The sequence below is a fragment of the Sphingomonas mollis genome (assembly GCF_016427505.1).
Lineage (GTDB): Bacteria > Pseudomonadota > Alphaproteobacteria > Sphingomonadales > Sphingomonadaceae > Sphingomonas > Sphingomonas mollis.
In genome coordinates this window covers 219,173-241,558 of sequence record NZ_JAELXS010000005.1, presented here as the reverse complement: position 1 = coordinate 241,558, position 22,386 = coordinate 219,173, and the positions used below count along the sequence as shown (strand labels likewise).

The window sequence follows — 22,386 nt, the reverse complement described above, 5'->3', positions numbered from 1 at the left end:
TTACTTACCCCGAAGCCCGTCGAAGACCTCGGCAAAGCCGGGCTGGTTCCGGTGCTGGATGCCGGCGCGCGCCGATTCGATGACCAGCGGCTGGGGGTGGCCGTGCAGCGAGGCGATGATGATCTGCTTCACCACGTCGTAGATCGCGGCATCGGCATCGATCACCTGCTTCAGCCGTCCCGCCAGCGGCGACACGATGCCATAGGCGAGCAGCACGCCCATGAACGTGCCGACCAGCGCCGATCCGATCATCTCGCCCAGCACCGTCGGCGGTTTGTCGATCGATCCCATCGTCTTCACGATGCCCAGCACCGCCGCGACGATGCCCAGCGCGGGCAGCGAATCGGCCAGGCTGTTCAGCGTGGTGTGCGGCCCCTCGACCTCGTGATGATGGGTCTTGATCGCATGGTCCATCACCTCCTCGACCGCATGCACGTCCAGCGTGCCCGACGACACCACGACCAGCCGCAGCGTATCGGCGATCAGGTTGATGAGCGTATGGTCCTTCAGCAGCCTGGGATATTCCGCGAAGACGGCGGAGGATTGCGGGTCCTCGACATGCGGTTCCAGCGCGATCGGCCCTTCCATCCGCAGCATCTTCATCAGCTTTGACACCAGGAAGATCGTGTCGAGATAATCCTGCTTCTTGTACTTCGGTCCCTTGAACACCTTGCCCAAACCGCCGCCGACGGCCTTCAGCTCCTTGCCCGAATTGCCGATGATGAGCGCACCGGCGGCAGCACCGCCGATGATGAGCATTTCGTGTGGAATGGCATGCATGACGGGGCCGAGCGCCCCGCCGGTGATGGCGAAGCCGCCGAACACCATGGCGAGCAGAACGACGAGGCCGATGGCAGGAAACATGAAACGCTTTTCCCGGTTGCGCCGGGCGTGTCCCGGCTTGTCGGCCAAGGATTAACCGCATTTCCTCGCCAACCCGTTACCATCGGGCGGGCAGGGCGCCTATAATAAGCGGTTCAGCGCAGATAATCGAACAGCGACAGCGACGACAATTTGCTGAAGCTGGATTGGGTCGCCGACAGGGCGGTCATCATCTGCTGCAATTCGATCACTGCCGACGTCACGTCGGTATCCTCCAGCTTCGATCGCAGTGCGGCTCGGTCGGTATCGGCAGTGGCGAGCAGCGTCTGCTGCAATTCGACGCGGGCGGACCGCGCGCCGACCGACGCCTGCACCACCGTCACCTGTTCGATGCCGGCGTTCAGGTCGTCGAGCGCGTCGCTCGCGGATTTGCCGGTCGATCCGTCGGCCTGCAATGCGGCGGCCAGATCGCTCAGGATCTTCAGCGTGTCCTTGCCGCCGTCCAGCTTGAAGATGCGCGATGCACCCTCGGTCGCCTGCACGGTCTGGCCATCGGCGATCGGCACCTCGGACACATTGATCGTGGCATAGGCGAAGCTGCCATCGGCGTTCTTCGTCACCGCCGGCACGCCGTCGGGCGTCCCGAACAGCGGCTGGCCGCGGACGTTGCGGATATTGGCAAGGCCGGCGACGGCATCGACGATCGACGCCAGTTCGGTGCCCAGAATCTTGCGGGTCGCAGGGGTCTGCGTGCCGTTGGCCGCCTGCGTCGTCAGCTCAAGCGCACGCTGCAACTGCGTGCCGATCTGGCCGAGCACGCCGTCCGCCTGATCGAGCAGCGATCCCGCCAGCGTCAGGTTACCGCCATAAACGGCGGCATCGGCATCCTTGCGGTTCAACTCGGCGATCTGCTGCGACGTCGCGGGCGCTTCGCTGGGCGTCTGGAAGCGTTTGCCGGTCGCGATCTCGGTCTGCAACGTGGATGCGCGGCTCGACATCGCCGACAGGCGCTTCGACGTGTTGTCGTAAAACGACGAGGTTGAAATCTGCATGGCGCCTACCTGATGTCCAATATGGTTTGCAGCGTGTCGCGCGCGATCTGGATCACGCGGCTGGATGCCTGATACGCCTGCTGGAACCGCATCAGCTCGACCGCCTCGGTGTCCAGATTTACGCCTGTCGCGCTGCTCAACGCGCTGGTCGCCCCGTCGCGGATCGCATTTTGCGCATTGGCTATGATCTTCTTCTGCTCGTACGCGGTCGCGTTCTGCGTGATCGTCGACGTCAGCGACGCCTCGTAACCACGACCCAGCCGCACCTGTTCCAGTTTGGCGAGATTACTCGAATCGCGCGCACCGCCACCGCGACTGGCGGCGGCGATCTGGCTGCCCTCGGTCATCGCGACGGTGATCTCGGTGGGGCGGGTGCCGGTCGCGAACATCGCGGTGCCGGGTGCGCCCTTCTGATCGTCGCCGGCCAACTGGTTGGCGTTGACCTGCGTGACGAAATCCCTGGCGACCGATTCGATGCTGTCACGGGCCTGCGCGATCCTCAGCGCGCCGTCGACGATCCCGGCCAATGCGCCGCCATTGGGGCTGACCATCATCCGCTCGCCGCCATAGGACAGCGCAAGCACCACCGCGCCTTCGTTATTGCGCGAATAGGCGACGCGACCAGCGATGTCGGCATCGACGAATGTCTGGCCGGCGGCACCGCCCAGCTTCACCGTCGATCGGCCGAGCGCATCGAAACTGACGCCGACATCGACGATCGCGCTCATCTGGTCGAGGATCTGGTCGCGCTGGTCGATCAGTTGGGCGGAGGCGGTGGTGCCGGGCGTCGTCCGGCCGAGACCGTCGTTGATGCGGACGAGCGCGACCCCAAGCGAATTCAGGCTGGTCGTCGCCTGCCGCGCGGTCGTGTCGAGATCGGTCGCGATTTGGTCGAACGCCGCCCCGGTGGCGGTGAAGGCAGTCGCGGCGGACTGCGCCGCCCCTAGCATCCCGGTGCGCAACGCACTCGAGTCGGGTTCGGCGGCGAGACTGGTCGAGGAGGCAAAGAAACGGGTGACGCGTCCGGTCAACTGATTGCCGGTCAGCGCCTTTTCGATCCGGTCCAGCCATGTCGCGCCGCTTTCGGTCCGCGACAGGTCGGCACTCGCCGTGCGGACCGCGGCACTGGCATAGACGTCGCTGGCCCGCGTCACGCCGGTCAGCAGCACGCCGTTGCCGGCGCCGTTGATCTCGACCGCGCCGGTGCCCGCCGCCATCTCGCTCAGCCGGACGCTGCGCCGCGTATAGCCGGTCGCGCCGACATTGGCGACGTTCTCGCCGACGACGGACAGCGCGGTCTGATACGCGCGGACGCCGGAAGCGCCGATGGACAGAAGGTCGCTCATGCCCGGCAATTATTGCCGGGAGTCGTTAAGATCACCTTGCGATCGCGAGAGGAAGGCCGTCATCGCCTTGCCGATACCCAGCGGCGTGTGCTGGGCCATCGCCGCCACCGTCTTCTGGTCCTGCATGTCGCGGAACGTATCGAGCGCCTTCGAATCGAACAGCGGGTCGGCCAGCTTGGCCGCGCGCATCGATTTCAGCATCATGCCGGTGAACACCGCCTCGAACTGCGCGCCCGCCTGTTCCAGGTTGGCCTTGCTCTTCAGCCGGCTGTTGTCGGTGCCGATGCCGGTGGTGGACGATACGGCGGCGGGAAGGCCGGGAAGGTCGGTCATAGCACGATCAACTCCGCCTTCAGGCTGCCGGCTTCCTTCAGCGCTTCCAGGATCGCGACGAGGTCGGCGGGGCTGGCCCCGATCGCGTTCACCGCGTTGACGACATCGGCCAGCTTCGGACCGGGGGCGAACAGGAACATCGGCTTCTTCTCTTCCTCGACCGACACGTTCGATCGTTGCTCGACCGCGGTCTGGCCGCCGGACAGCGGTGCCGGCTGGCTGATCCGCTGGTTCTCGTCGATCCGCACCGTCAGCTTGCCGTGCGTCACCGCCGCTGGGCCGACACGCACCGCCGAGCTGATGACGACGGTGCCGGTGCGCGCGTTGACGATGACGCGGGCGGACGGTTCGGCGGAGACGACGTCGAGATTCTCGATCGTCGACATCAGCGTCGATCGCACGTTCGCACCTTCCGGCGCGCGCACTGCGACCGATACCGCATCGATCGCCTGCGCCGATCCGGCGCCCAGCGTCCGGTTGATGACGCCCGCGACATTCTGCGCGGTGGTGAAATCAGCGCGCGCCAGATTGAACGTCAGGGTCGGCGCGGTGTCGAACCCGGTCGCGACCGCGCGTTCGACGGTGGCACCTTCGGGAATACGGCCGGTCGAGGGGACGTTGACGACGATCTTCGATCCGTCCGCGCCCTCGGCACCCAGTCCGCCGACCGCCAGATTGCCCTGCGCCATCGCATAGATCTGGCCGTCCGCGCCCAGCAGCGGGGTCAGGATCAGGCTGCCACCGCGCAAGGACTTGGCCTTGCCCATCGACGCCACGGTGATGTCCAGCCGCTGGCCGGGCTTGGCGAAAGGCGGCAGGTCGGCGGTGATCATCACCACCGCCGCGTTCTTCATGCCCGGATTGGCCCCCGGCGGCAGCTGGAACCCGAAGCGCGACGTGACCGCCTTCAGGCTCTGCACCGTGTATTCGAGGTTATCGTCGCCCGTGCCCGGCAGGCCGACGACGACGCCGTATCCTGTCAGCTGGTTCGACCGGATACCCTGAAATCCGCCCAGATCCTTGATCCGGTCGGCCGAGGCGGGAACGGCGAGGAACAGCGCGACGAGGCTGGCGAGGAGAAGCCGGATCATCAGAACGGACTCACGACGGAGAAGAACCGCGACAGCCAGCCCTGCCGGCCGGCACGCGCCACATCGCCCTTGCCGGTATAGGCGATCTGGGCATCGGCGACGCGGGTTGACGGGACACGGTTGTTCAGATCGACATCGGCGGTCCGTACGATGCCCTTGATCTGCACGAACTCGTCGCCGCGATTGAGCGTCACGCGCTTCTGTCCCTGCACCAGCATCGTGCCGTTGGGATAGACCGCCGCGACCGTTACCGAGACCTCGCCCGACAGCGAATTGGCCTGATCGGCCGACCCCTTGCCGTCGAAACCGCGATTGCCGCTGGCGGACGCTTCGGCCTTGCTGAACAGCTTGAACGGCCCAGCGCTCGGTGGCGTGATGCTCAGATTACCTTGCGAGTCGAGCTTCGACCCGGCGGACTTCGACGCGGCGGTGCGCTCGACCAGCACGATCGTGAGCGGATCGCCAACCCGGCGCGCGCGCCAGCCTTCGTACAACGCGGCATAGCCGTCGCTGGCGGCGAAGATCGATCCCGTCGCCGCGATCGGCATCGTTGCGGGGGCCAGCGGATGCGCGGCCGAGAAATCCTCCGCCGGCTTCTTCTTGCCAAACAGCCCAGCCTCCGCCGGTGTCGCGATCAGGGCCGCGACGATCAGAAGCGCGACGTGTCTCACAGGTTCTGGTTCACATATTTGAGCATGTCGTCGGTGGCCGAGATCATCTTCGAGTTGACCTCATATGCGCGCTGCGTTTCGATCATGTCGACCAGTTCCTCGACGACGTTGACGTTCGACGCCTCCAGCATCCCCTGCCGCACCGTACCGCGACCGTCGACGCCGGGAACGCCGACATTCGCCGCACCCGATGCCGCGGTTTCCAGCAGGTAATTGTCGCCCTTCGACTGCAAGCCGGCGGTGTTCGAAAAATTCGCGACCTGGATCTGGCCCAGCTGGCTCGCCTCGGTCTGTCCCGGCACCGTCGCCGACACGGTGCCGTCGTTACCGATCGTGATCGCGGTCGTGCCTTCGGGGACGGTGATGCCCGGCATCACCTGATACCCCTCCGCCGTCACCAGCAGCCCCTCGGCGGAGCGTGAGAAGTTGCCGGCGCGGGTATAGCCGAGCTGGCCGCCGGGCAACTGCACCTGGAAATACCCGTCGCCGTCCATCGCTAGGTCGAGGCTGTTGCCCGTCTGCTGCATCGACCCCTGCGTATCGATCCGCGCGGTGCCCTGAATGCGGACGCCCGTGCCCAGATTCAGGCCGGTCGCGTATTTGGTTTCGGACGTCGACTGCGCACCCGGCGCCGTCACGACCTGATAGGACAGCGTCTCGAACGCCGCCCGGTCCTTTTTATACCCCGTCGTGTTCACGTTCGCGAGGTTGTTCGAGATGACGCGCATGCGCATGTCCTGGGCGTCGAGCCCGGTGCGCGCGATATGCATGGCGGCGGTGGTCATTGGCTAATCCCTCAGCTCGGCAGGCGCATCAGCGATGCACCGCTTTCGTCCATGTCCTTGGCCGACTTCATCATGTTGGCCGTCACTTCGTAGCTGCGCTGGTTCTCGATCATGTCGACCAGCGCCTGCGTCATGTTGACGTTCGATCCCTCCAGCGCCCCGCCGGTGACCGTCCCGTCCAGATTGGCCGGCAGCGTGCCGCCACCCCGCACGCGGAGCAGGTTGTCGAGGCCCTTCACCGTGTCCGACCCCCTGGTCGACGCCAGTTTCAGCCGATCGACGATCTGCGGCGTGGCATCGCCCCCCTGCGGCACGATCGAGATCGAACCGTCGGCGGAGATGCTGATCGAACTGGCCGGCGGCAGCGTGATCGGCCCGGATTCACCCATTACGATATGCCCGTCGCCGGTCTGGAGCACGCCCGACGGCGCCACCTCCAGATCGCCGCGCCGGGTATAGGCCTCGCTGCCGTCCGCCGCCTGCACCGCCAGCCAGGTATCGCCGGTCATCGCGACGTCGAGCGGCCTGCCGGTCTGCTGGATCGCGCCCTCCGTCCGATCGGCGTCGGTCACTTCTTCCGACGTCGGCGAGCGCGCCTCGATCGTGCTGCCGCCACCTTTCAGCTCGATCCGGTCGAACACGACGCGATCGGCGCGGAAGCCGGTGGTCGACGCGTTCGCCATGTTGTTCGCGATCGCCGCCTGTGACGCCATGTGCGCCCGCAGGCCCGTCGCGGCGGTGTAGATCAGCTTGTCCATGCGGTGCTCCCGTCGCCTTCGGATCAGCTACGGATGTTGAAGATGGTCTGCGAAATCTGGCTGGCGGTATCCAGTGCCTTGGCATTCGCCTGAAAATTGCGCTGCGCCGCGATCAGGCCGACCAGTTCCTCGGTGATGTCCACGTTCGACCGTTCGATCGTGCCCGACATCAGGCTGCCGAAGCCGTTGCTGGCGGCCGAGCCCAGCTTGGCGTCGCCGGAGATGCCGGTCGCCTGCCAATAGCTGTTGCCCAACTGGCGCAACCCTTCCGGATTGGAGAAATTGGCGAGCATCACCTGACCCAGCGCCTGCGTATCGCCGTTCGAGAAGCTGGCCTTCACGATGCCCTTCTCGTCGATCGACACGCCCTGGATCTGACCCACGGCCTTGCCGTCCTGTCCGCGCGCGGTGACGTTGAACGGCTGCGACAGCTGCGTGGTGTCGACGCCGTACTGGAACGAGAATTGCTGCGTGGCGGTCGATCCGGCGGTCGAGAACTCGTCGTAGCTGATGTTGCCCAGCGGCGACGTCAGCGCGCCCGACGGGTTGAACGTCAGCGTCACCTTGTCCGCTCCGCCGCTCGTCAACTGCTTGTCGCCGACGAAGCTATGGACGGTCCAGGTCGAATCGTCGGTGCTGCTGGTCGGCGTCGTGGCGCGCGTGAAATAGTTGGTCAGCGTCAGCGCGTTGCCGCTAGTGTCGTAGATCGTGGTCTGCGACGACTGGTTGTAGCTGGTCGGATCGAAGCGATCGAACTTCGTCGCCGTCGGGATGGCGGCGTTGGCGTTCAGGTTCAGCGACATCGTGACGTTCTTGGTCGGGACCGCGGTGCCGCTCGTCTCCGGCAATTGCAGGCTGCGCGCCGCGTCGGTGCCGGTGGCGACGACCGAACCCGATCCGTCCACCGGATAGACCTGCAGGTGCGACCCTTGCGAATCCACGACATAGCGTTCGCTGTTGACCAGGAAGCCGCCGTTGCGCGTGAAATTGACGCGTGCGCCGTCCACATCGGGCTTCACGACGAAGAACCCGTCACCCGATACCGCAAGGTCCAGCGTGTTGGCCGACTGCACGTAATTGCCGTTGCCGAACTGCTGCCGGTTGGCCTTCACGACCGTACCCGACCCAACCTGTTGCGCGGGGTTGAGCGAGACGGATGACGCGATCACGTCGGCGAATTCGGTGCGGCTCTTCTTGAAGCCGTTGGTCGCGACGTTCGCCAGATTGTGGCTGATCGTCGCCATTTCGGTCTGCGAGGCCTGAAGGCCGGAAAGCGAGGTGTAGAAGGACATGGGGGTCTCCGGAGAAAAGGGGGGATCAGCCGATCTGGCGGACGGCGCTGACGGGAACGTCGCCGATGCCCGGCAACGTCAGCACCGCGCTGCCGGTGGTGGTCGAGACGGAGGCGACGGGCGCCCAGACCAGGTTGGTGGCGGCCACTGTCTTGCCGCTGTTCTGCGCGTTGACGGCGACCTTGAACGGCCCGGTGCCGGCATCCGCGCCGGTGGTGGTCTTGCCGTCCCAGTCGTAAGTCACGGTGCCCTGCGCCTGCTTGCCGAGATCGAGCTGGTTCAGCACCTGCCCGTTCTCGTCGCTGATCGTCACCGTCGTGCCGCTGGCCGCGCCGCCCAGTTCGATCGCGCCGGTCAGGCCACCGCCGCTGCGGCCATAGGCGGTGGTGCCGGGGGTCAGCACCGTCTTGCCGATATAACCCATCGCATCGGATGCGGTGGTCGCGCCCAGCTTGTCGGAGATCGCCTTCAGCGTCGTCGACATCTCCGATATCCCGGCGAGCGACGAGAACTGCGCCATCTGTGCGACCATCTGGGTGTTGTCGACCGGGTTGAACGGGTCCTGGTTCTTCATCTGCGCGGTCATCAGCGTCAGGAAGTCGGACTGGTTGAGCGAGGTCGAGGCGCTCGCCGACGCCACCTTCGAGGTGGAGGTGCGGGTGATGCCCAGATTGGTGAGCGTGGAATCGAAGGATGCAGCGGCCATCGTCAGCGCCCGAGCTTGAGGGTGTCGATGATGAGCGACTTGGCGGTCTGCATCACCTCGACGTTGTTCTGGTATCCACGGGCGGTTTCCATCATGTCGACCAGCTCGCGCGTCTCGTCGACGGCGGCCTCGAAGATGTTGCCGTCCTTGTCCGCCATCGGATTGCTGGGGTCGTAGCGTTTGGTCGGCTCGCCACCGGCGGTCACGACGCGCTCGACATCGACGGTCGCCATCCCGCTGGCGTGATCGAAGCTGGTGCGGAACACCGGCTTCATCGTCTTGTACGCCGCCTCGGCGGAGCCGGCGACGTCGCCGGCATTGGCGAGGTTCGAGGCGGTGGTGTTCATGCGGACGAGCTGCGCGCTCATCGCGCGGCCCGCGACCTGAAAGATCGTCATCGGTGAACCGGCCATCTCAATCCCCCTTCAGCGCGCGGGTGATCTGGCTGATCCGCCCGTTCAGGAACGACAGGGTCGTCTGGTACTGCACGGCGTTCTCGGCGAACGCGGTCTGCTCGGACGACAGTTCGACGGTGTTGCCATCCATCGACGTCTGCATCGGCACGCGGTATTTCGTCGCGGCGTCGATGCCGTCCTGACCGCCTTCCAGCGATGCCAGCGCCGATTTGAAATCGACGTCGCGCGCCTTGAAGCCGGGAGTCGACGCATTCGCGATGTTCGAGGCAAGGACACCCATGCGCTGCGAGCGCACTTCCAGCGCCGCGCCATGAACCCCGAAAAGCGTATCACCTGCCATGCCGGCCTCCCGCGTCCCGATTGACGCAACCGTGACTAAGCAATGGCCGTGCCAGTTTTATCGCAAGGGGTGGGAGGGGAGGGGCGGCAGCCGGTCGGCAACGCATCCGGCAACGGTTTGCCGGGCAACGGCAACCGCTGTCGCTCCTCTCCACGCATTGCAACCGTCATTCCCGCGAAGGCGGGTATCCATAAACTCTACCGTAGCGGATCACGTTGCGACGTCGGCCCGTATGGATTCCCGCGTGCGTGGGGATGACGGCATAAGTCGAGCAGCGGATAAATTCAGTTCGCCAGTTCGCAACTGGCCCGCCGCTTGCATGCAATGGCGGTATGCAGGTCGCCACACTCTACGATCCGGTCGCGCTCGCCGTCGTCGTCGGCGGGACGCTGATCGCCACCATCCTCCGCACGCCCCTTCGCGATGTGGTGCGCGGGATATGCGCGCTGGTCGTGCTGCGCCGTCGCCGCTTTTCGGCCGAACCGCTGTTGCGTCAGGTCGCTGCCTTGTCGCGCATCGCGCAACGGCACGGCGTGCATGCGCTCGACCGCACCGTCATCACCGATCCCGACATCGCGCTGGCGGTTGTCGCGATCGTCGATGGGTCGACGGCGGTCGAGGTGGAGGCGATCATTCGCGCCAGCCGTGGCAACCGCATCGAACGCCACATCGCCGTCGCCGAGATGTGGGCCGCCGCCGCCGAGGCCGCACCCGCGATGGGCATGGTCGGCACGCTGATCGGCCTCGCCCGCATGTTCGCCGATATGGAGAACACCGCCGCGATCGGCGCCGGTATGGCGGTCGCCCTGCTGGCGACGCTCTACGGTGCGTTGCTGGCGAATTTCATCCTCGCCCCCATCGCCGCCCGCCTGCGCGCCGCCGGTCGGGCGGAGGCGCTGGAGCGGGTGCGGCTCGACGCACCGCTGGTCGCGCTCGCCGAACGCGAGACCCCACGCCTGCCGCATGGCCATCCGTTGCAGAGCGTCGCATGACCGAATGGCCCGACGCACCACCGGCACGGCCGCTGTGGCTGGTGACGCTGGCCGATCTGGCGCTGTTGTTGGTCGGGTTCTTCGTCCTGCTCCAGTCGAGCCGGATCGAGCCCGCCTCGCTCGCCCGGTCGCTGCGTACCGGTTTCGCCGGTCCGGTGGTCGATGCGCCGATGGCGGTCGCCGCGACGCGGATCGACGGGTTCGCGCCACGATCGGCCGCCCTGCCGCACGATCCGGCTACGCTCGCCGGCTGGGCACGTACGCAACTGGCCGATCCCCGCGTCACGCTGACCGTCACCGGCGCGGCGGGGCAGGCGGGTGATGTCGATCCCGTCACCGGTTCGGCCACCCTCCTCGCCACCGATCGCGCCCGCGCCGTCGCCGCCGTCATCGCGCCGATCGCACCCGCCCGCGTGCTGATCGCCACCACCGCCGGCCCGCCGGCCGTCACCGTCACGCTCGCCTTTGCCGGTGAGCCGCCAAGGACCCGACCATGATCCCGCTATTCCTTCTCGCCGCCGCCGCGACCGCCGGTTTCCAGGATATCGCCGCGCTCGACCGTGCCGTCGCTGCCTTTGCCGGTCATGCGACGGGAGAGGAAGGCGGGGCGCAGGCCGGCATCGATGCCCGCCTGCGGCTGCGCACCTGCCCGACGGTGGCGTTGTCATGGCGCAGCGAGGCGCATGATGCGGTCGTCGTCGCCTGTTCCGGCCCCGACTGGCGGCTGTTCGTTCCCGTCCGCCGCGCGCCCGCTGTCGCCGCCGGCGCGGCGCCCGCCACGCCGCGGCCGGTCCCGGTCGCCAAGGCGGAACCGGTGATCCGTCGCGGCGATGCGGTGACGATCGAGGCGGGGTCGAACGGCTTCGCGATCAGCCGCGACGGCGTGGCGATCGCCGATGCCGCCCCCGGCGCCCGCTTCGGCGTGCGGGTCGATGGCGCCACCGCGCCGGTGCAGGCGGTGGCCGTCGCCGCCGGCCGCGCGACCCTGCCCGGCTGGCAATGAATCATTCTCTCAACAAAATGCTAAAGCCATCGCGCATCCGGCCGTTTCCTCCGCTGTCAGGAACCGGAAGGTACGGGCGTAATGGACGCGATAGGCAGGACAACTACGGGAAGCGCGACACGCGCCATACCGTCGACGACGATGGCGCAGGTGCGCGCCGCGGCGACGGAACCGCGCCTTGCCGCGTCGGCCACCGATGTGGCCGCCGCCCGCTCGCCCGCGCTGGCCAAGGCGCTGGCCTCGTCGCCACCGGTGGATGTGGAACGCGTCGCCGCGATCAAGGCGGCGATCGCCAAGGGTACGTTCCCGCTCGTTCCCTCCACGATCGCGGATCGGTTGATCGCCCTGAAACTGGACTGGAATGCCAATGACAAGGCGTGATGCCCTGGTATCGGTGATCGACGCGCTCCATGCGGAAATCGCCGCGTTGAAGGCGAACGACGTCCGCGCGCTGGAACGCGCGACGGCGGACAAGCTGTCGGGGATCGACGCGATCGCCGCCGCCGGCACCGGCCCGGCCGGCCCCGACGTGCGCGAGCTGGCCGATGAGGCGAGCCGTCTGAACGAGACCTGCCGGATCTACGTCAACCTGATGGCGGCAAATACCCGCCGCCGCCTGCAAACCCTGACCGGCGATGCCTTTGCCGCCCACCGGCCCATGCTGCGCGGGGCCTTTGCCTGACGGGTTTCGATTGAACTGGCACGGCCCTTGCTGATGATCCCTTAGAACAGGGGTGATCCAGCAAACGTGACCGCAGTCAATCCATCAGCCACCCGCCGCGTCCAGTCCGCGATCGCCTATGCGTCCAGCCGGACGGGCGTCGACTTCGACTATCTGATGGGGCAGGCCAAGGTCGAAAGCGGGCTGAACGCCGCCGCCCATGCCGGCTCGTCCTCCGCCTCGGGCCTCTATCAATTCATCGAATCGAGCTGGCTGGCGGTCGTCAAGAAGCACGGCGCCGAACACGGCCTCGGCTGGGCCGCCGATGCGATCGGCCAGACCGGGTCGGGCCGCTACACCGTCGCCGATGCCGGCACGCGCCAGGCGATCCTGTCGCTGCGCGACGATCCCGCCGCCGCCAGCCTGATGGCCGCCGAACACGCCTCCGACAACAAGGATGCATTGGAAGGCAGGCTAGGCCGCGATGCCACCGGCACCGACCTCTATATGGCGCATTTTCTCGGTCTGGGCGGTGCCACCAAATTCCTGTCGGCGATGCAGTCGAACCCGGACGCCAGCGGTGCGGCGCTGTTTCCCGGTGCCGCACGCGCCAATCCCGGCGTCTTCAACAACGCCGACGGATCGCCCCGGTCGCTGTCGGCGATCTATCAACGCTTTGCCGCCAAGCTGGGGCAGGGTGCCGACAGCGTGACCGAGACGCGGGCAGCGAACCTGTCGTTCGCCGCACAGGCGCTGGCGCTGGATGGCGACACTACCGTCATCACCGGCAACAACCAGAGCGCCACCGATGCGATCGCCTGGGCCAATTCGACGCTCGGCCGGCTGGGGACGGAAAAGGCGAGCGTCCTGCGCCCGACGCCTGAAACCGCGCGGCTCGCGTACCTGATGCTCGCACGGATGGGTGGCTGAGATGGGCAAGATCCTGGGTCAGGCACGCGGTGCGGCCCTGCCGCTGGCGATCCTGTTGCTGGTCGTCGTCATGGTCGTGCCGATCCCGGCCGTGCTGCTCGACATCTTCTTCGTCGCCAACATCGCGATCAGTCTTGCGGTCCTGATGGTCGCGCTCAATGCGCAGAAGCCGCTCGATTTCTCGTCCTTCCCCACAGTCCTGCTGTTCGCGACGCTGTTCCGCCTCGGCCTGAACGTCGCCTCCACCCGCATCGTGCTGGTGCACGGGCATGAGGGCGAGAGCGCGGCCGGCCACGTCATCGAGGCGTTCGGCACCTTCCTGATCGGTGGCGATTACGTCGTCGGCATCTTCGTCTTCGCGATCCTGATGATCATCAACCTGATCGTCGTGACCAAGGGCGCCGGCCGCGTGTCGGAAGTGTCCGCCCGTTTCACCCTCGACGCGCTGCCCGGCAAGCAGATGGCGATCGATGCCGATCTGAACGCCGGCCTCATCACCCCCGACGAAGCCAAGGCGCGCCGGGTCGAGGTATCGACCGAGGCCGATTTCTACGGATCGATGGACGGTTCGTCCAAGTTCGTGAAGGGCGACGCGGTCGCCGCCATGCTGATCCTGGCCGCCAACGTCATCGGTGGGCTTATATTGGGGCCGGTCAGCCACGGCATGACGATCGCCGCGGCGGCAAAATCCTATATCCTGCTGGCGATCGGCGACGCACTGGTGGCGCAGTTGCCCAGCCTGATGCTGTCGATCGCCGCCGCCGCGATCGTGACCCGCGTGTCGTCGGACAAGGACCTCGCCGGCCAGATCGGCGGCCAGTTCGGTTCCCCACGCACCTGGACGCCGGTCGCCGGCATCCTCGCGCTGCTTGGCCTCCTGCCGGGTATGCCGCATCTCGTCATCCTCACCGCCGCCGCCATCGCCGGTTTCGCCGCATGGAAGCTGCGCCAGATCGAACGCCGCCCGATGATCGTCGCGGCGCCCGCTGTCGCCGAACCGGTCGATCCGTCGCGGATCGGCTGGGAGGAAGTGACCGAGGGCATGCAGGTCAATCTCGACATCGGCTATGGCCTTGTGCCGCTGGTCGATGAACGGCGCGGCGCGCCGCTGATGGGCCGGATCACCGGTGTGCGTCGGCAATTGTCGAAGGAACTGGGCTTCGTCGTGCCGCAATGCCGGGTGCGCGACGACATCAATCTCGCCCCCTACACCTATCGCATCATGGTCAACGGCGTCTGCGTCGGCGAGGATCAGGTATCGCCGGACGAGATGCTGGCGCTCGATACGGGCCAGGCCTTCGGCGCATTGCGCGGCAAGCAGACCAAGGACCCGACCTTCGGGCTGGAAGCCATCTGGATCGCATCCGGCGATGCCGATGCGGCGACCGGCGCGGGCTATCTGGTCGTCGATCCCGGCACGGTGATGGCGACGCACCTGAACCACGCGCTGGGCGTCAACGCCGCCGACCTGCTCGGCCCCGACGAGGTGCAGTCGCTGCTCGACGGGTTGAAGGATCGCGCCGGGCAGCTCGTCGCCTCGCTCTGCCCGCAACCGTTGCCGCTCACCGCGCTGACGCAGGTGCTGAAGGGGCTGCTGGCGGAGCAGGTGTCGCTGAAGGAATTCCGCCGCCTCGCCAGCGCTATCGCGGTCGCCGCGCAGCGGACGCAGGACCCTGAAGACCTGATGGAGGCGATCCGGCCGACCATCGGGCCGCTCGTCATCCAGAAACTGTGCGGTGTGCGCGAACCGTTGCGCGTCATGACGCTGGAGGGACAATTGGAAGCATTGCTGGGACAGGCGATGCGCGCCGATACGTCGCGCCGCCATGTCATCGAACCCGATCTGGGCCGCCGCATCGTCGATGCGCTGCAGAACGCCGCCCAACCGCTGATCGCCGAGGGCAAGCCCTTCGCGCTCGTCGTGCAGCCGTCGATCCGCATCGCCGTGCGCAAGCTGGTCAGGACCTGCCTGCCCGATACGCCGGTGCTGTCGTTCTTCGAGGTGCCGGAGGACAAGGCGGTCGAGGTCGTCGCGGTCATCGGTGCGCACCAGCCGGTACAGGCGCTGGCAGCATGAGCGCCGAACCGATGGCGACGGCGTTCGATCAGGCGACGCCGCTGCCGCTCACCTATCGTCCTGGCCAGCGACCGGGCGGTGACGGCGAGGCGCTGATCCGCCAGCACCTGCCGCTCGTCCGCCGCATCGCGTGGCACGTCCACGGCGCGATGAGTACGCTGGTCGAGGTCGAGGATCTGGTGCAGGTCGGCCTCGTCGCGCTGGTCGAGGCGGCGACGGGGTTCGAGGATCGCGGTCAGGTCACGTTCCGGCAATATCTGGCGACGCGGCTGCGCGGCGCGATGATCGACGAACTGCGGCGTCAGGCGACGACGACACGCGGGGCGATGCGGCGGCGGCGCCAGCATGCCGACGCGATCCGCCAGCTGACCGATGCCACCGGCAAATCACCGGCGGAAGCGGCGGTCGCCGCCCATCTGGGCGTGACGGTCGATCGCTTGCGCAGCGAGTACCAGACGGCCGACGCGGTCCGCTTCGATTCGATCGACGAGGTGTATGCCGACGACCTGCCATGGTTCGCCGACGACACGCCCGACGCGTTCGAGCAATTGTCCGACGGGCAGACCCGCGACCGGCTGATCGCTGCGATCACCGCACTGCCCGAACGCGAGGCGCAGGTGATCCAGCTTTACTATGTCGAGGAACTCAATCTGGAAGAGATCGGCCAGGTGCTGGGCGTCGGCGCGGCGCGGGTCTGCCAGATCAAGGGATCGGCGCATGCCCGGCTAAAGAAGGCGATGGCCCGCCGCTGACGGTTTGCGCTTTCGACGGCTTGGCATCCGGCCTGCGATACCGCATCGGACGACAATGCCGGATTCTTCCCATCCATCCGTGACCCCCGCCTCGCCGCTGACCCTGCCGATCTTTCGCGCCGTCTGGATCGCCAGCATGGCGTCCAACTTCGGCGGGCTGATCCAGTCGGTGGGCGCGTCGTGGATGATGACCTCGCTGGCGCCGTCGCCGCAACTCGTGGCGCTGGTGCAGGCGTCGACGACACTGCCGATCATGCTCTTTTCTCTTTGGGCCGGGGCGATCGCCGACAATCTCGACCGGCGGATCGTGATGCTGGGGGCGCAGGGGTTCATGCTGCTGGTGTCGGTGGCGCTGGCGATCTGCGGCTGGATGGGTGTGCTCAGTCCCGTCCTGCTGCTGGTCTTCACCTTCCTGATCGGGTGCGGGACGGCGGTGAACGGCCCGGCGTGGCAGGCATCGGTCGGCGATATGGTGCCACGCCCTTCGCTGCCGGGGGCGGTCGCGCTCAACAGCATGGGTTTCAACATCGCGCGCAGTCTGGGGCCGGCGATCGGCGGCGTCATCGTCGCGGCGGCGGGTGCGGCGGCGGCCTTTGCGGTCAATGCGGTCAGTTATCTGGGGCTGATCGCGGTGCTGGCGCGCTGGCGGCCCGATCTGCCGCCCCGGCTGCTGCCCCGCGAAAAGCTGGGCGTCGCGATGGCGGCGGGTGTCCGCTATGTTGCGATGTCACCCAATATCCGCATCGTGTTGTTGCGGGCGTCGCTGTTCGGCATCGCCGCCAGTGCGATCCCGGCGCTGATGCCGCTCGTGGCCCGGACGCTGATTACCGGCGGGCCGCTCACCTATGGCCTGTTGCTCGGCGCGTTCGGTGTCGGCGCGGTGGGCGGTGCCTTGTCGAGCGGCGAGTTGCGGCGGCGTTACTCGATCGAATGGATCGTCCGCATCGCCTCGGTCGCGCTGGCCGCCGGGGGCGCCACCACGGCGTTCAGCCATACGCTGGTCCTGACCTTGCCGGCGCTGATGCTGGCCGGCGCGGGCTGGGTGCTGGCGCTGTCGACCTTCAACGTCACGGTGCAGATGGCCGCGCCGCGCTGGGTCGTGGCGCGGGCGCTGGCGCTGTACCAGATGGCGGCGTTCGGCGGCATGGCCGGGGGTAGCTGGATATTTGGCGTCGTGGCGGAGGATCACGGCGTCGCGGTGGCGCTGGGTGCGGCAGCGCTGGTGCAGACCGGCGGCGCACTCGTCGGCCTGATCCTGCCGTTGCCGCAGATCGGCGACCTGAATCTCGATCCGTTGAACCGCTGGTCGGAACCGGATACCGCCGTGCCGGTCGAATCGCGCAGCGGCCCGATCGTGGTGACGATCGAATACCGCATCGCCACCGGCGATATCGTCGGGTTCCTGAGCGCGATGAACGAGCGGGGCCGCATCCGCCGCCGCGACGGCGCCCGCCACTGGACGCTGCTGCGGGATCTCGGCGAGCCCGACCTGTGGATCGAGCGGTATCATGTCGCCACCTGGCTCGATTACATCCGCCACAACCAGCGGCGCACGCACGCCGATGTCGAGAACAGCACGATCATTCTGGCATTGCACGCCGGGCCGGATGCCCCCCGGGTCCACCGCATGATCGAACGCCAGACCGGATCGCTGCCGATCCTGCGCACCGCCGGTGCCCGCGAACTGGCGGAACCGATGACCGACGCGACGCGGTCGACCTGAGCCTTACTTCATCAGGCCGGCGGAGCGCAGCGCGGCCTCGATCACCGCCTGCACGCCCTCCGGTTTAGGCGTGACCGGGGTATCCGGCATCCGTTGGAGGTTGGGTGAGATGGTCGGTGCCGGGGTCGCCGGGGCCGCCGGTTTCGCCGCGCCCGGCATCGGTGCGGCCTCAGCGACCCTGTCCAGCAAGCCCCAGCTTGCCGCGATGTGGCGGGTGGAGGAGGTGCCGACATCGAGCATATAGGCACCCGCCACGCCAACGCCCGCGTCGCCGCGGGTATCGAGCGGCGTGCCATGGCCCATGCCGGCGATGCGGTGATCCTCGATCACGGCGCGACCCTGACGATCGAGCCACTGACGGCGGGGATGACCATCCACGACATCCTCGCGATCGGGGATCGGGCCGACGCCGTGGAGGAGGCGCCACTGGCCGATGATCGCATCGGCATTGGCCGGGCTGACCGTCGTATCGGCACCGCCCTGCCACACCGAGACGGTCGGCCATGGGCCGTCATGCGGGGAGGCGGCACGGACGAGATCGGCATAGGCGGCGTCACCGACATGTCCCTGACCACGCATCCGCTCCATCGCCTGCCCCACCGAACCGGCGGCGCCGTGCGGCAGGCCGGCGATGATCGCGCCACCGGCGAACACTTCCGGATAGGTCGCCAGCATGGCGGAGGCCATGCCGCCACCCGCCGACAGGCCTGTGACATACACGCGGGCGGGATCGACACCGTGGCGGTCGATCATCGTGGCGATCATCTGATGGATCGACAGCACTTCGCCGTCGTCACGCCGGGTGTCGGCGGCGGCGAACCAGTTGAAGCAGAGGTTCGGGTTGTTAGCGCGCTGTTGCTCGGGCAGCAGCACGGCAAAGCCATGCCGCTCGGCCAGCGCCGACCAGCCGGAACCGTGGTCGTACCCGGCCGCCGTCTGGGTGCAGCCGTGCAGGACGACGACCAGCGGGACAGTCGCGGTCGTGTCGGGCGCGTAAAAATACGCCTTCAGCCCGCCGGGATTGCTGCCCGTCATGGACAGTGGCGTCAGCCGGTCATTGTCGATGGCGCCGCCCATCTGGCCCGACATGGCGGACATCTTGTTCAGGCGGGACAGGGTATCGCTGATGCTAGGCATAAGGGCTCCGTTGGGCCGTGGAGCGTGACGCGTCCGATCGACGACGTCTATGCTGCAATGCAACATATGAGGATGGCGCAGCGGGATGCAAGGGCGTTGGTCGCCCGTCGCCGTGCCAAAACAGATGCCTGCCGGTCGGAAAGTCACACCGAAAGTCACACCCTCCACCCGCGCTCGCACACACCCGCGCGAATGGGGATGATCGGGGGTCGGATCAAGGGTAAGAAAGAACGATCGTCAAAAGGAATAACCGATCGTGGCGATGTAGGACAGCCGTGAAGTGTGGACCGTCATTGCGAGCGTAGCGAAGCAATCCAGGGCAGCGCGTGGAACACTGGGTTGCTTCGCTACGCTCGCAATGACGGTCGAACCGTTCATCCGGAAGCGGTCGTCCCGCAGCCTATGCCAGGAACGCCGCCATCCGTTGCGTGGCCGGGGCCGACAGGATCGCGCATTTCGCCAGCCAGTCGTCGTCGAAATAGGTGGCGGCATAGCGATCGCCACCGTCGCACAGCAGGGTGACGATGCTGCCCTGTTCGCCCGCCGCCGCCATTTCCTCGACCAGCGCGGCGCAGGCCCACAGGTTGGTTCCGGTCGATCCGCCGACACGACGGCCGAGACGGTCGGACAGGGCGCGCATCGCGCCGACGCTGGCGCAGTCGCCGACCGCGATCATCCGGTCGATCACCGACGGGACGAAGCTGGGCTCGACACGCGGGCGGCCGATCCCCTCGATCCGCGAGGCGCAGCCTTCGGGCAGTTCGGTGACGCGGCGGTCGGCGAAATGGCGGTGGAAGACCGAATGTTCGGGGTCGGCGACGCATAATCGCGTGGCGTATCGCTGATAGCGGATGAAACGGCCGATGGTGGCCGAGGTGCCGCCGGTGCCGGCGCCGCAGACGATCCAGCGGGGAACGGCGTGTTCCTCCTGCGCCATCTGCGCGAAGATCGATTCGGCGATGTTGTTGTTACCGCGCCAGTCGGTGGCGCGTTCGGCATAGGTGAACTGGTCGACGAAATGACCGCCGGTTTCCGCCGCCAGCCGGTGCAACACATCGTACACGGTGCGCGGATCGTCGACCATGTGGATCTCGCCGCCATGGAACCGGATCGCGTCCAGCTTGGGCGCGGCGGTCGACGCGGGGACGACGGCGATGAAGCGCAGGCCGAGCATCCGGGCGAAATACGCCTCCGACACGGCGGTCGATCCGGATGACGCCTCGATTACGCAGGTGTTCGGGCCGATCCACTCGTTGCACAGCGCATAGAGGAACAGCGAGCGGGCGAGGCGATGCTTCAGGCTGCCCGTCGGATGCGAGCTTTCGTCCTTCAGATACAGCGTGATGCCCGGATAACGCGGCAGGTCGACGCGGATCAGGTGGGTGTCGGCGGACCGGTTATAATCCGCCTCGATCCGCCGCACCGCCTCGTTCAGCCATGCCCGGTCGACCCGCGATACGGTCATTGCAGGCCGTGCCGCACGAGCATGGCGGTCGGTTCCGGATCGCGGCCGCGGAACGCGCGGAAGCTGTCGGCGGCGGGGCGGGTGGCGCCGCGCGCCAGCACCTCGTCGCGGAACAGCTCGCCGGTCGCGCGATCGACCAGACCATGTTCGGCGAACCGCTGGAAACCGTCCGCCGCCAGCAGTTCGGCATAGAGATAGCTGTAATAGCCCGATGCATAGCCGCCTGCGAAGATATGGCTGAACGCGTGCGGGAAGCGATGCCATGCCGGCGGGCGGATCACCGCCACCTCGTCACGCACCGCCTCGATCACCTCGATCGGGTCGCTGCCCATGGTGCCGAGGTGAAGCAGCAGGTCGAACAGTGCGAATTCGACCTGACGCAGGATGAACAGCCCGGCCTGGAAATGCCGCGCCTTCAGCATCCGGTCGAACAGGCCGGCGGGCAGCGGCTCGCCGGTCTGGTGATGCCCAGACATGCCGGTCAGCACGTCCCGGTCCCAGGCGAAATCCTCCATCAACTGGCTGGGCAGTTCGATCGCATCCCATTCGAAACCGCTGGTGCCGGCGATGCTCGGCCGGTTCACGCGGGTGAACAGATGGTGGAGGCAATGGCCGGTCTCGTGAAGCAGCGTCGTCACGTCGTTGTGACTGAGCAGCGACGGCGTCTCATCGGTATTGGGGGCGAAATTGCAGATCAGATAGGCGACCGGCACCGTCACGGTGTTGCCGTCCTGCAACCGGGGCCGCGCCTGCTGCATCCACGCGCCGCCACGCTTGCCGGTGCGGGCGTGGAGATCGAGATAGAGGCCCGACGATACCGTGCCGTCCTCGTCCAGCACATCGAAATAACGCGCATCGGGGTGCCACAGCGCGACGTCGTGGCGTTCCTGCAACCGGATACCGAACAGGCGGCCGAGCAATGTCTGCCAGCCGGCCATGACGCGGGTCACGGGGAAGTAACCGCGCACCTGCTGCTCGTCGACGGTGTAGCGATCCTGCCGCAGGCGGTTCGACACGAAGCCGACATCCCATGGCTCCAGATCGGTGATGCCGAACCGTTCGGCGGCGAATGCGCGCAGTTCGGCCAGATCGCGCTCGCCGGCCGGTTTGGCACGGCGGGCGAGATCGCGCAGGAAGGTGAGGACTTCGCCGGCATTGGGCGCCATCTTGGTCGCCAGCGACCATTCGACCGGATCGGCGAACCCGAGCAGCCCGGCCGCCTCGCGCCGCAGTTCCAGAATGCGGGCGATGCGGGCGCCGTTGTCGAACTGGCCGGCGTGCGGCCCCTGATCGGAGGCGCGGGTGGCCGAGGCGCGATAGACGCGGGCGCGCAGATCGCGATTCTCGGCAAAGGTCAGGATCGCGCCGACGCTCGGCCCCTGCAACGTGACCAGCCAGCCCTGTTGTTCCTTGGCGGCAGCGGCGGCGGCGAACATCGCCTTGTCGGTGTCGGATATGCCGGCGAGGTCCGCCTCGTCCGTCACCAGCGCTTCCCAAGCATCGGTGGCATCGAGCACCGCGCTGCCGAATTCGTTCGACAGGCCGGACAGTTCGACCGACACCGCCTTGAACCGCTCCCGCGCTTCCTCTTCCAGCGCGACGCCGGACAGGGTGAAGCTGCGGATTTCCCGCTCCACGGCGACGCGGTCGGCATCGGGCAGTTCGGCAAAGGCGGGCGAGGCGGCGAGCGCGACCAGCACGTCGTACAGGTCGCGGTTCTGGCCGACCTTCATGCCGTTTTCGACGAGGCGCTTCTGTCCCTCGGCATGGGCGGCGCGCAGTTCGGGCGTGTCGGCGACGCCGTGCAGATGCGACACCGCCGACCAGATCGCGCCCAGCGCGGTGTCGGCGCGCTCATAGGGGAGCCACACCTCGGCGAAGCCGGTCGGGCGGTCGCGGGTCAGCCGTTCCACCACCGCTTCATGGTCGGCGATCGCGGCGTCGAGCGCGGGGGCGATCGCATCGGGCGTGATGTCGGTGAAGCGGGGGAGGGCGGTGGCGTCGGCGAAAGGGTTCATGACCGGCATTTGATGG

Annotated in this window: 24 protein-coding genes; 9 read left to right on the top strand and 15 right to left on the bottom strand. The window is 67.2% G+C overall.

What is annotated here, in order from left to right:
* From motA to JAO74_RS10795, 12 genes are all read right to left on the bottom strand, one after another.
* Positions 1-864, bottom strand: coding sequence for a flagellar motor stator protein MotA (motA, locus tag JAO74_RS10850; RefSeq protein WP_199037789.1), 864 nt, complete (start codon positions 862-864; stop codon positions 1-3).
* Positions 865-977: 113 nt separating this feature from the next.
* Positions 978-1,874: a flagellin N-terminal helical domain-containing protein gene (locus JAO74_RS10845; RefSeq protein WP_199037787.1), complete on the bottom strand. Its 897-nt coding sequence runs from the start codon at positions 1,872-1,874 to the stop codon at positions 978-980.
* A gap of 5 nt (positions 1,875-1,879) precedes the next feature.
* A complete protein-coding gene (gene flgK, locus JAO74_RS10840) occupies positions 1,880-3,220 on the bottom strand; it encodes a flagellar hook-associated protein FlgK (RefSeq protein WP_199037785.1) in 1,341 nt (446 codons plus the stop codon).
* 9 nt (positions 3,221-3,229) lie between these two features.
* A complete protein-coding gene (locus JAO74_RS10835) occupies positions 3,230-3,553 on the bottom strand; it encodes a rod-binding protein (RefSeq protein WP_056523784.1) in 324 nt (107 codons plus the stop codon).
* A complete protein-coding gene (locus tag JAO74_RS10830) occupies positions 3,550-4,644 on the bottom strand; it encodes a flagellar basal body P-ring protein FlgI (RefSeq protein WP_199037783.1) in 1,095 nt (364 codons plus the stop codon). Before JAO74_RS10830 ends, JAO74_RS10835 begins: the two co-directional genes overlap by 4 nt.
* Positions 4,644-5,315: a flagellar basal body L-ring protein FlgH gene (locus JAO74_RS10825; protein ID WP_332908783.1), complete on the bottom strand. Its 672-nt coding sequence runs from the start codon at positions 5,313-5,315 to the stop codon at positions 4,644-4,646. The genes JAO74_RS10830 and JAO74_RS10825 overlap by 1 nt, the downstream gene beginning before the upstream one ends.
* Complete coding sequence (gene flgG, locus JAO74_RS10820; RefSeq protein WP_056523791.1) at positions 5,312-6,100, bottom strand: flagellar basal-body rod protein FlgG; 789 nt, start codon at positions 6,098-6,100, stop codon at positions 5,312-5,314. Before flgG ends, JAO74_RS10825 begins: the two co-directional genes overlap by 4 nt.
* 11 nt (positions 6,101-6,111) lie before the next feature.
* Complete coding sequence (locus tag JAO74_RS10815; protein WP_199037781.1) at positions 6,112-6,858, bottom strand: flagellar basal body rod protein FlgF; 747 nt, start codon at positions 6,856-6,858, stop codon at positions 6,112-6,114.
* 23 nt (positions 6,859-6,881) lie between these two features.
* Positions 6,882-8,150, bottom strand: coding sequence for a flagellar hook protein FlgE (locus JAO74_RS10810; protein WP_199037779.1), 1,269 nt, complete (start codon positions 8,148-8,150; stop codon positions 6,882-6,884).
* 25 nt (positions 8,151-8,175) lie between these two features.
* Complete coding sequence (locus JAO74_RS10805; protein WP_199037777.1) at positions 8,176-8,856, bottom strand: flagellar hook assembly protein FlgD; 681 nt, start codon at positions 8,854-8,856, stop codon at positions 8,176-8,178.
* Between the two features lie 2 nt (positions 8,857-8,858).
* Complete coding sequence (gene flgC / locus JAO74_RS10800; RefSeq protein ID WP_199037775.1) at positions 8,859-9,269, bottom strand: flagellar basal body rod protein FlgC; 411 nt, start codon at positions 9,267-9,269, stop codon at positions 8,859-8,861.
* 1 nt (position 9,270) lies between these two features.
* Positions 9,271-9,612 carry a flagellar basal body rod protein FlgB gene (locus tag JAO74_RS10795; RefSeq protein WP_056523805.1) on the bottom strand — a complete coding sequence of 114 codons (342 nt, stop codon included), beginning with the start codon at positions 9,610-9,612 and terminating at the stop codon, positions 9,271-9,273.
* Between the two features lie 332 nt (positions 9,613-9,944).
* On the opposite strand from JAO74_RS10795, the gene JAO74_RS10790 reads away from it, so the two are divergent.
* The 9 genes from JAO74_RS10790 to JAO74_RS10750 all read left to right on the top strand — a co-directional run bounded on the left by JAO74_RS10790 (position 9,945) and on the right by JAO74_RS10750 (position 17,750).
* Positions 9,945-10,604 carry a MotA/TolQ/ExbB proton channel family protein gene (locus JAO74_RS10790; protein ID WP_199037773.1) on the top strand — a complete coding sequence of 220 codons (660 nt, stop codon included), beginning with the start codon at positions 9,945-9,947 and terminating at the stop codon, positions 10,602-10,604.
* Positions 10,601-11,101: a flagellar motor protein MotB gene (locus JAO74_RS10785; protein WP_233150886.1), complete on the top strand. Its 501-nt coding sequence runs from the start codon at positions 10,601-10,603 to the stop codon at positions 11,099-11,101. The genes JAO74_RS10790 and JAO74_RS10785 overlap by 4 nt, the downstream gene beginning before the upstream one ends.
* Positions 11,098-11,607: a flagella basal body P-ring formation protein FlgA gene (locus JAO74_RS10780; protein ID WP_199037771.1), complete on the top strand. Its 510-nt coding sequence runs from the start codon at positions 11,098-11,100 to the stop codon at positions 11,605-11,607. Before JAO74_RS10785 ends, JAO74_RS10780 begins: the two co-directional genes overlap by 4 nt.
* 81 nt (positions 11,608-11,688) lie before the next feature.
* Positions 11,689-11,988 carry a flagellar biosynthesis anti-sigma factor FlgM gene (gene flgM, locus JAO74_RS10775; protein ID WP_199037769.1) on the top strand — a complete coding sequence of 100 codons (300 nt, stop codon included), beginning with the start codon at positions 11,689-11,691 and terminating at the stop codon, positions 11,986-11,988.
* Entirely contained in the window at positions 11,975-12,289 is a 315-nt protein-coding gene (locus JAO74_RS10770) for a flagellar protein FlgN (protein WP_199037767.1), read from the top strand. The genes flgM and JAO74_RS10770 overlap by 14 nt, the downstream gene beginning before the upstream one ends.
* Before the next feature lie 66 nt (positions 12,290-12,355).
* On the top strand, positions 12,356-13,198 hold the full coding sequence (locus tag JAO74_RS10765) for a lytic transglycosylase domain-containing protein (protein WP_199037765.1): 843 nt from the start codon (positions 12,356-12,358) through the stop codon (positions 13,196-13,198).
* Between the two features lies 1 nt (position 13,199).
* Positions 13,200-15,275, top strand: coding sequence for a flagellar biosynthesis protein FlhA (gene flhA / locus JAO74_RS10760; RefSeq protein WP_199037763.1), 2,076 nt, complete (start codon positions 13,200-13,202; stop codon positions 15,273-15,275).
* Entirely contained in the window at positions 15,272-16,027 is a 756-nt protein-coding gene (locus JAO74_RS10755) for a FliA/WhiG family RNA polymerase sigma factor (RefSeq protein WP_199037761.1), read from the top strand. Before flhA ends, JAO74_RS10755 begins: the two co-directional genes overlap by 4 nt.
* 55 nt (positions 16,028-16,082) lie before the next feature.
* A complete protein-coding gene (locus JAO74_RS10750) occupies positions 16,083-17,750 on the top strand; it encodes an MFS transporter (RefSeq protein WP_199037758.1) in 1,668 nt (555 codons plus the stop codon).
* Positions 17,751-17,753: 3 nt separating this feature from the next.
* On the opposite strand, the gene JAO74_RS10745 is transcribed toward JAO74_RS10750, so the two are convergent.
* From JAO74_RS10745 to JAO74_RS10735, 3 genes are all read right to left on the bottom strand, one after another.
* Entirely contained in the window at positions 17,754-18,887 is a 1,134-nt protein-coding gene (locus JAO74_RS10745; RefSeq protein ID WP_199037756.1) for an extracellular catalytic domain type 1 short-chain-length polyhydroxyalkanoate depolymerase, read from the bottom strand.
* 400 nt (positions 18,888-19,287) lie between these two features.
* A complete protein-coding gene (locus tag JAO74_RS10740; protein WP_199037754.1) occupies positions 19,288-20,352 on the bottom strand; it encodes a PLP-dependent cysteine synthase family protein in 1,065 nt (354 codons plus the stop codon).
* Positions 20,349-22,379 carry a M3 family metallopeptidase gene (locus JAO74_RS10735; RefSeq protein WP_199037752.1) on the bottom strand — a complete coding sequence of 677 codons (2,031 nt, stop codon included), beginning with the start codon at positions 22,377-22,379 and terminating at the stop codon, positions 20,349-20,351. The genes JAO74_RS10740 and JAO74_RS10735 overlap by 4 nt, the downstream gene beginning before the upstream one ends.
* Between the last annotated feature and the right edge of the window lie 7 nt (positions 22,380-22,386).

Excerpts from the sequence above, each read along its gene's own strand:
- motA (WP_199037789.1), bottom strand. The coding sequence starts at position 864 with ATGTTTCCTGCCATCGGCCTCGTCGTTCTGCTCGCCATGGTGTTCGGC.
- JAO74_RS10845 (WP_199037787.1), bottom strand. The coding sequence starts at position 1,874 with ATGCAGATTTCAACCTCGTCGTTTTACGACAACACGTCGAAGCGCCTG.
- flgK (WP_199037785.1), bottom strand. The coding sequence starts at position 3,220 with ATGAGCGACCTTCTGTCCATCGGCGCTTCCGGCGTCCGCGCGTATCAG.
- JAO74_RS10835 (WP_056523784.1), bottom strand. The coding sequence starts at position 3,553 with ATGACCGACCTTCCCGGCCTTCCCGCCGCCGTATCGTCCACCACCGGC.
- JAO74_RS10830 (WP_199037783.1), bottom strand. The coding sequence starts at position 4,644 with ATGATCCGGCTTCTCCTCGCCAGCCTCGTCGCGCTGTTCCTCGCCGTT.
- flgG (WP_056523791.1), bottom strand. The coding sequence starts at position 6,100 with ATGACCACCGCCGCCATGCATATCGCGCGCACCGGGCTCGACGCCCAG.
- JAO74_RS10815 (WP_199037781.1), bottom strand. The coding sequence starts at position 6,858 with ATGGACAAGCTGATCTACACCGCCGCGACGGGCCTGCGGGCGCACATG.
- JAO74_RS10810 (WP_199037779.1), bottom strand. The coding sequence starts at position 8,150 with ATGTCCTTCTACACCTCGCTTTCCGGCCTTCAGGCCTCGCAGACCGAA.
- JAO74_RS10805 (WP_199037777.1), bottom strand. The coding sequence starts at position 8,856 with ATGGCCGCTGCATCCTTCGATTCCACGCTCACCAATCTGGGCATCACC.
- flgC (WP_199037775.1), bottom strand. The coding sequence starts at position 9,269 with ATGGCCGGTTCACCGATGACGATCTTTCAGGTCGCGGGCCGCGCGATG.
- JAO74_RS10795 (WP_056523805.1), bottom strand. The coding sequence starts at position 9,612 with ATGGCAGGTGATACGCTTTTCGGGGTTCATGGCGCGGCGCTGGAAGTG.
- JAO74_RS10790 (WP_199037773.1), top strand. The coding sequence starts at position 9,945 with ATGCAGGTCGCCACACTCTACGATCCGGTCGCGCTCGCCGTCGTCGTC.
- JAO74_RS10785 (WP_233150886.1), top strand. The coding sequence starts at position 10,601 with ATGACCGAATGGCCCGACGCACCACCGGCACGGCCGCTGTGGCTGGTG.
- JAO74_RS10780 (WP_199037771.1), top strand. The coding sequence starts at position 11,098 with ATGATCCCGCTATTCCTTCTCGCCGCCGCCGCGACCGCCGGTTTCCAG.
- flgM (WP_199037769.1), top strand. The coding sequence starts at position 11,689 with ATGGACGCGATAGGCAGGACAACTACGGGAAGCGCGACACGCGCCATA.
- JAO74_RS10770 (WP_199037767.1), top strand. The coding sequence starts at position 11,975 with ATGACAAGGCGTGATGCCCTGGTATCGGTGATCGACGCGCTCCATGCG.
- flhA (WP_199037763.1), top strand. The coding sequence starts at position 13,200 with ATGGGCAAGATCCTGGGTCAGGCACGCGGTGCGGCCCTGCCGCTGGCG.
- JAO74_RS10755 (WP_199037761.1), top strand. The coding sequence starts at position 15,272 with ATGAGCGCCGAACCGATGGCGACGGCGTTCGATCAGGCGACGCCGCTG.
- JAO74_RS10750 (WP_199037758.1), top strand. The coding sequence starts at position 16,083 with ATGCCGGATTCTTCCCATCCATCCGTGACCCCCGCCTCGCCGCTGACC.
- JAO74_RS10745 (WP_199037756.1), bottom strand. The coding sequence starts at position 18,887 with ATGCCTAGCATCAGCGATACCCTGTCCCGCCTGAACAAGATGTCCGCC.
- JAO74_RS10740 (WP_199037754.1), bottom strand. The coding sequence starts at position 20,352 with ATGACCGTATCGCGGGTCGACCGGGCATGGCTGAACGAGGCGGTGCGG.
- JAO74_RS10735 (WP_199037752.1), bottom strand. The coding sequence starts at position 22,379 with ATGCCGGTCATGAACCCTTTCGCCGACGCCACCGCCCTCCCCCGCTTC.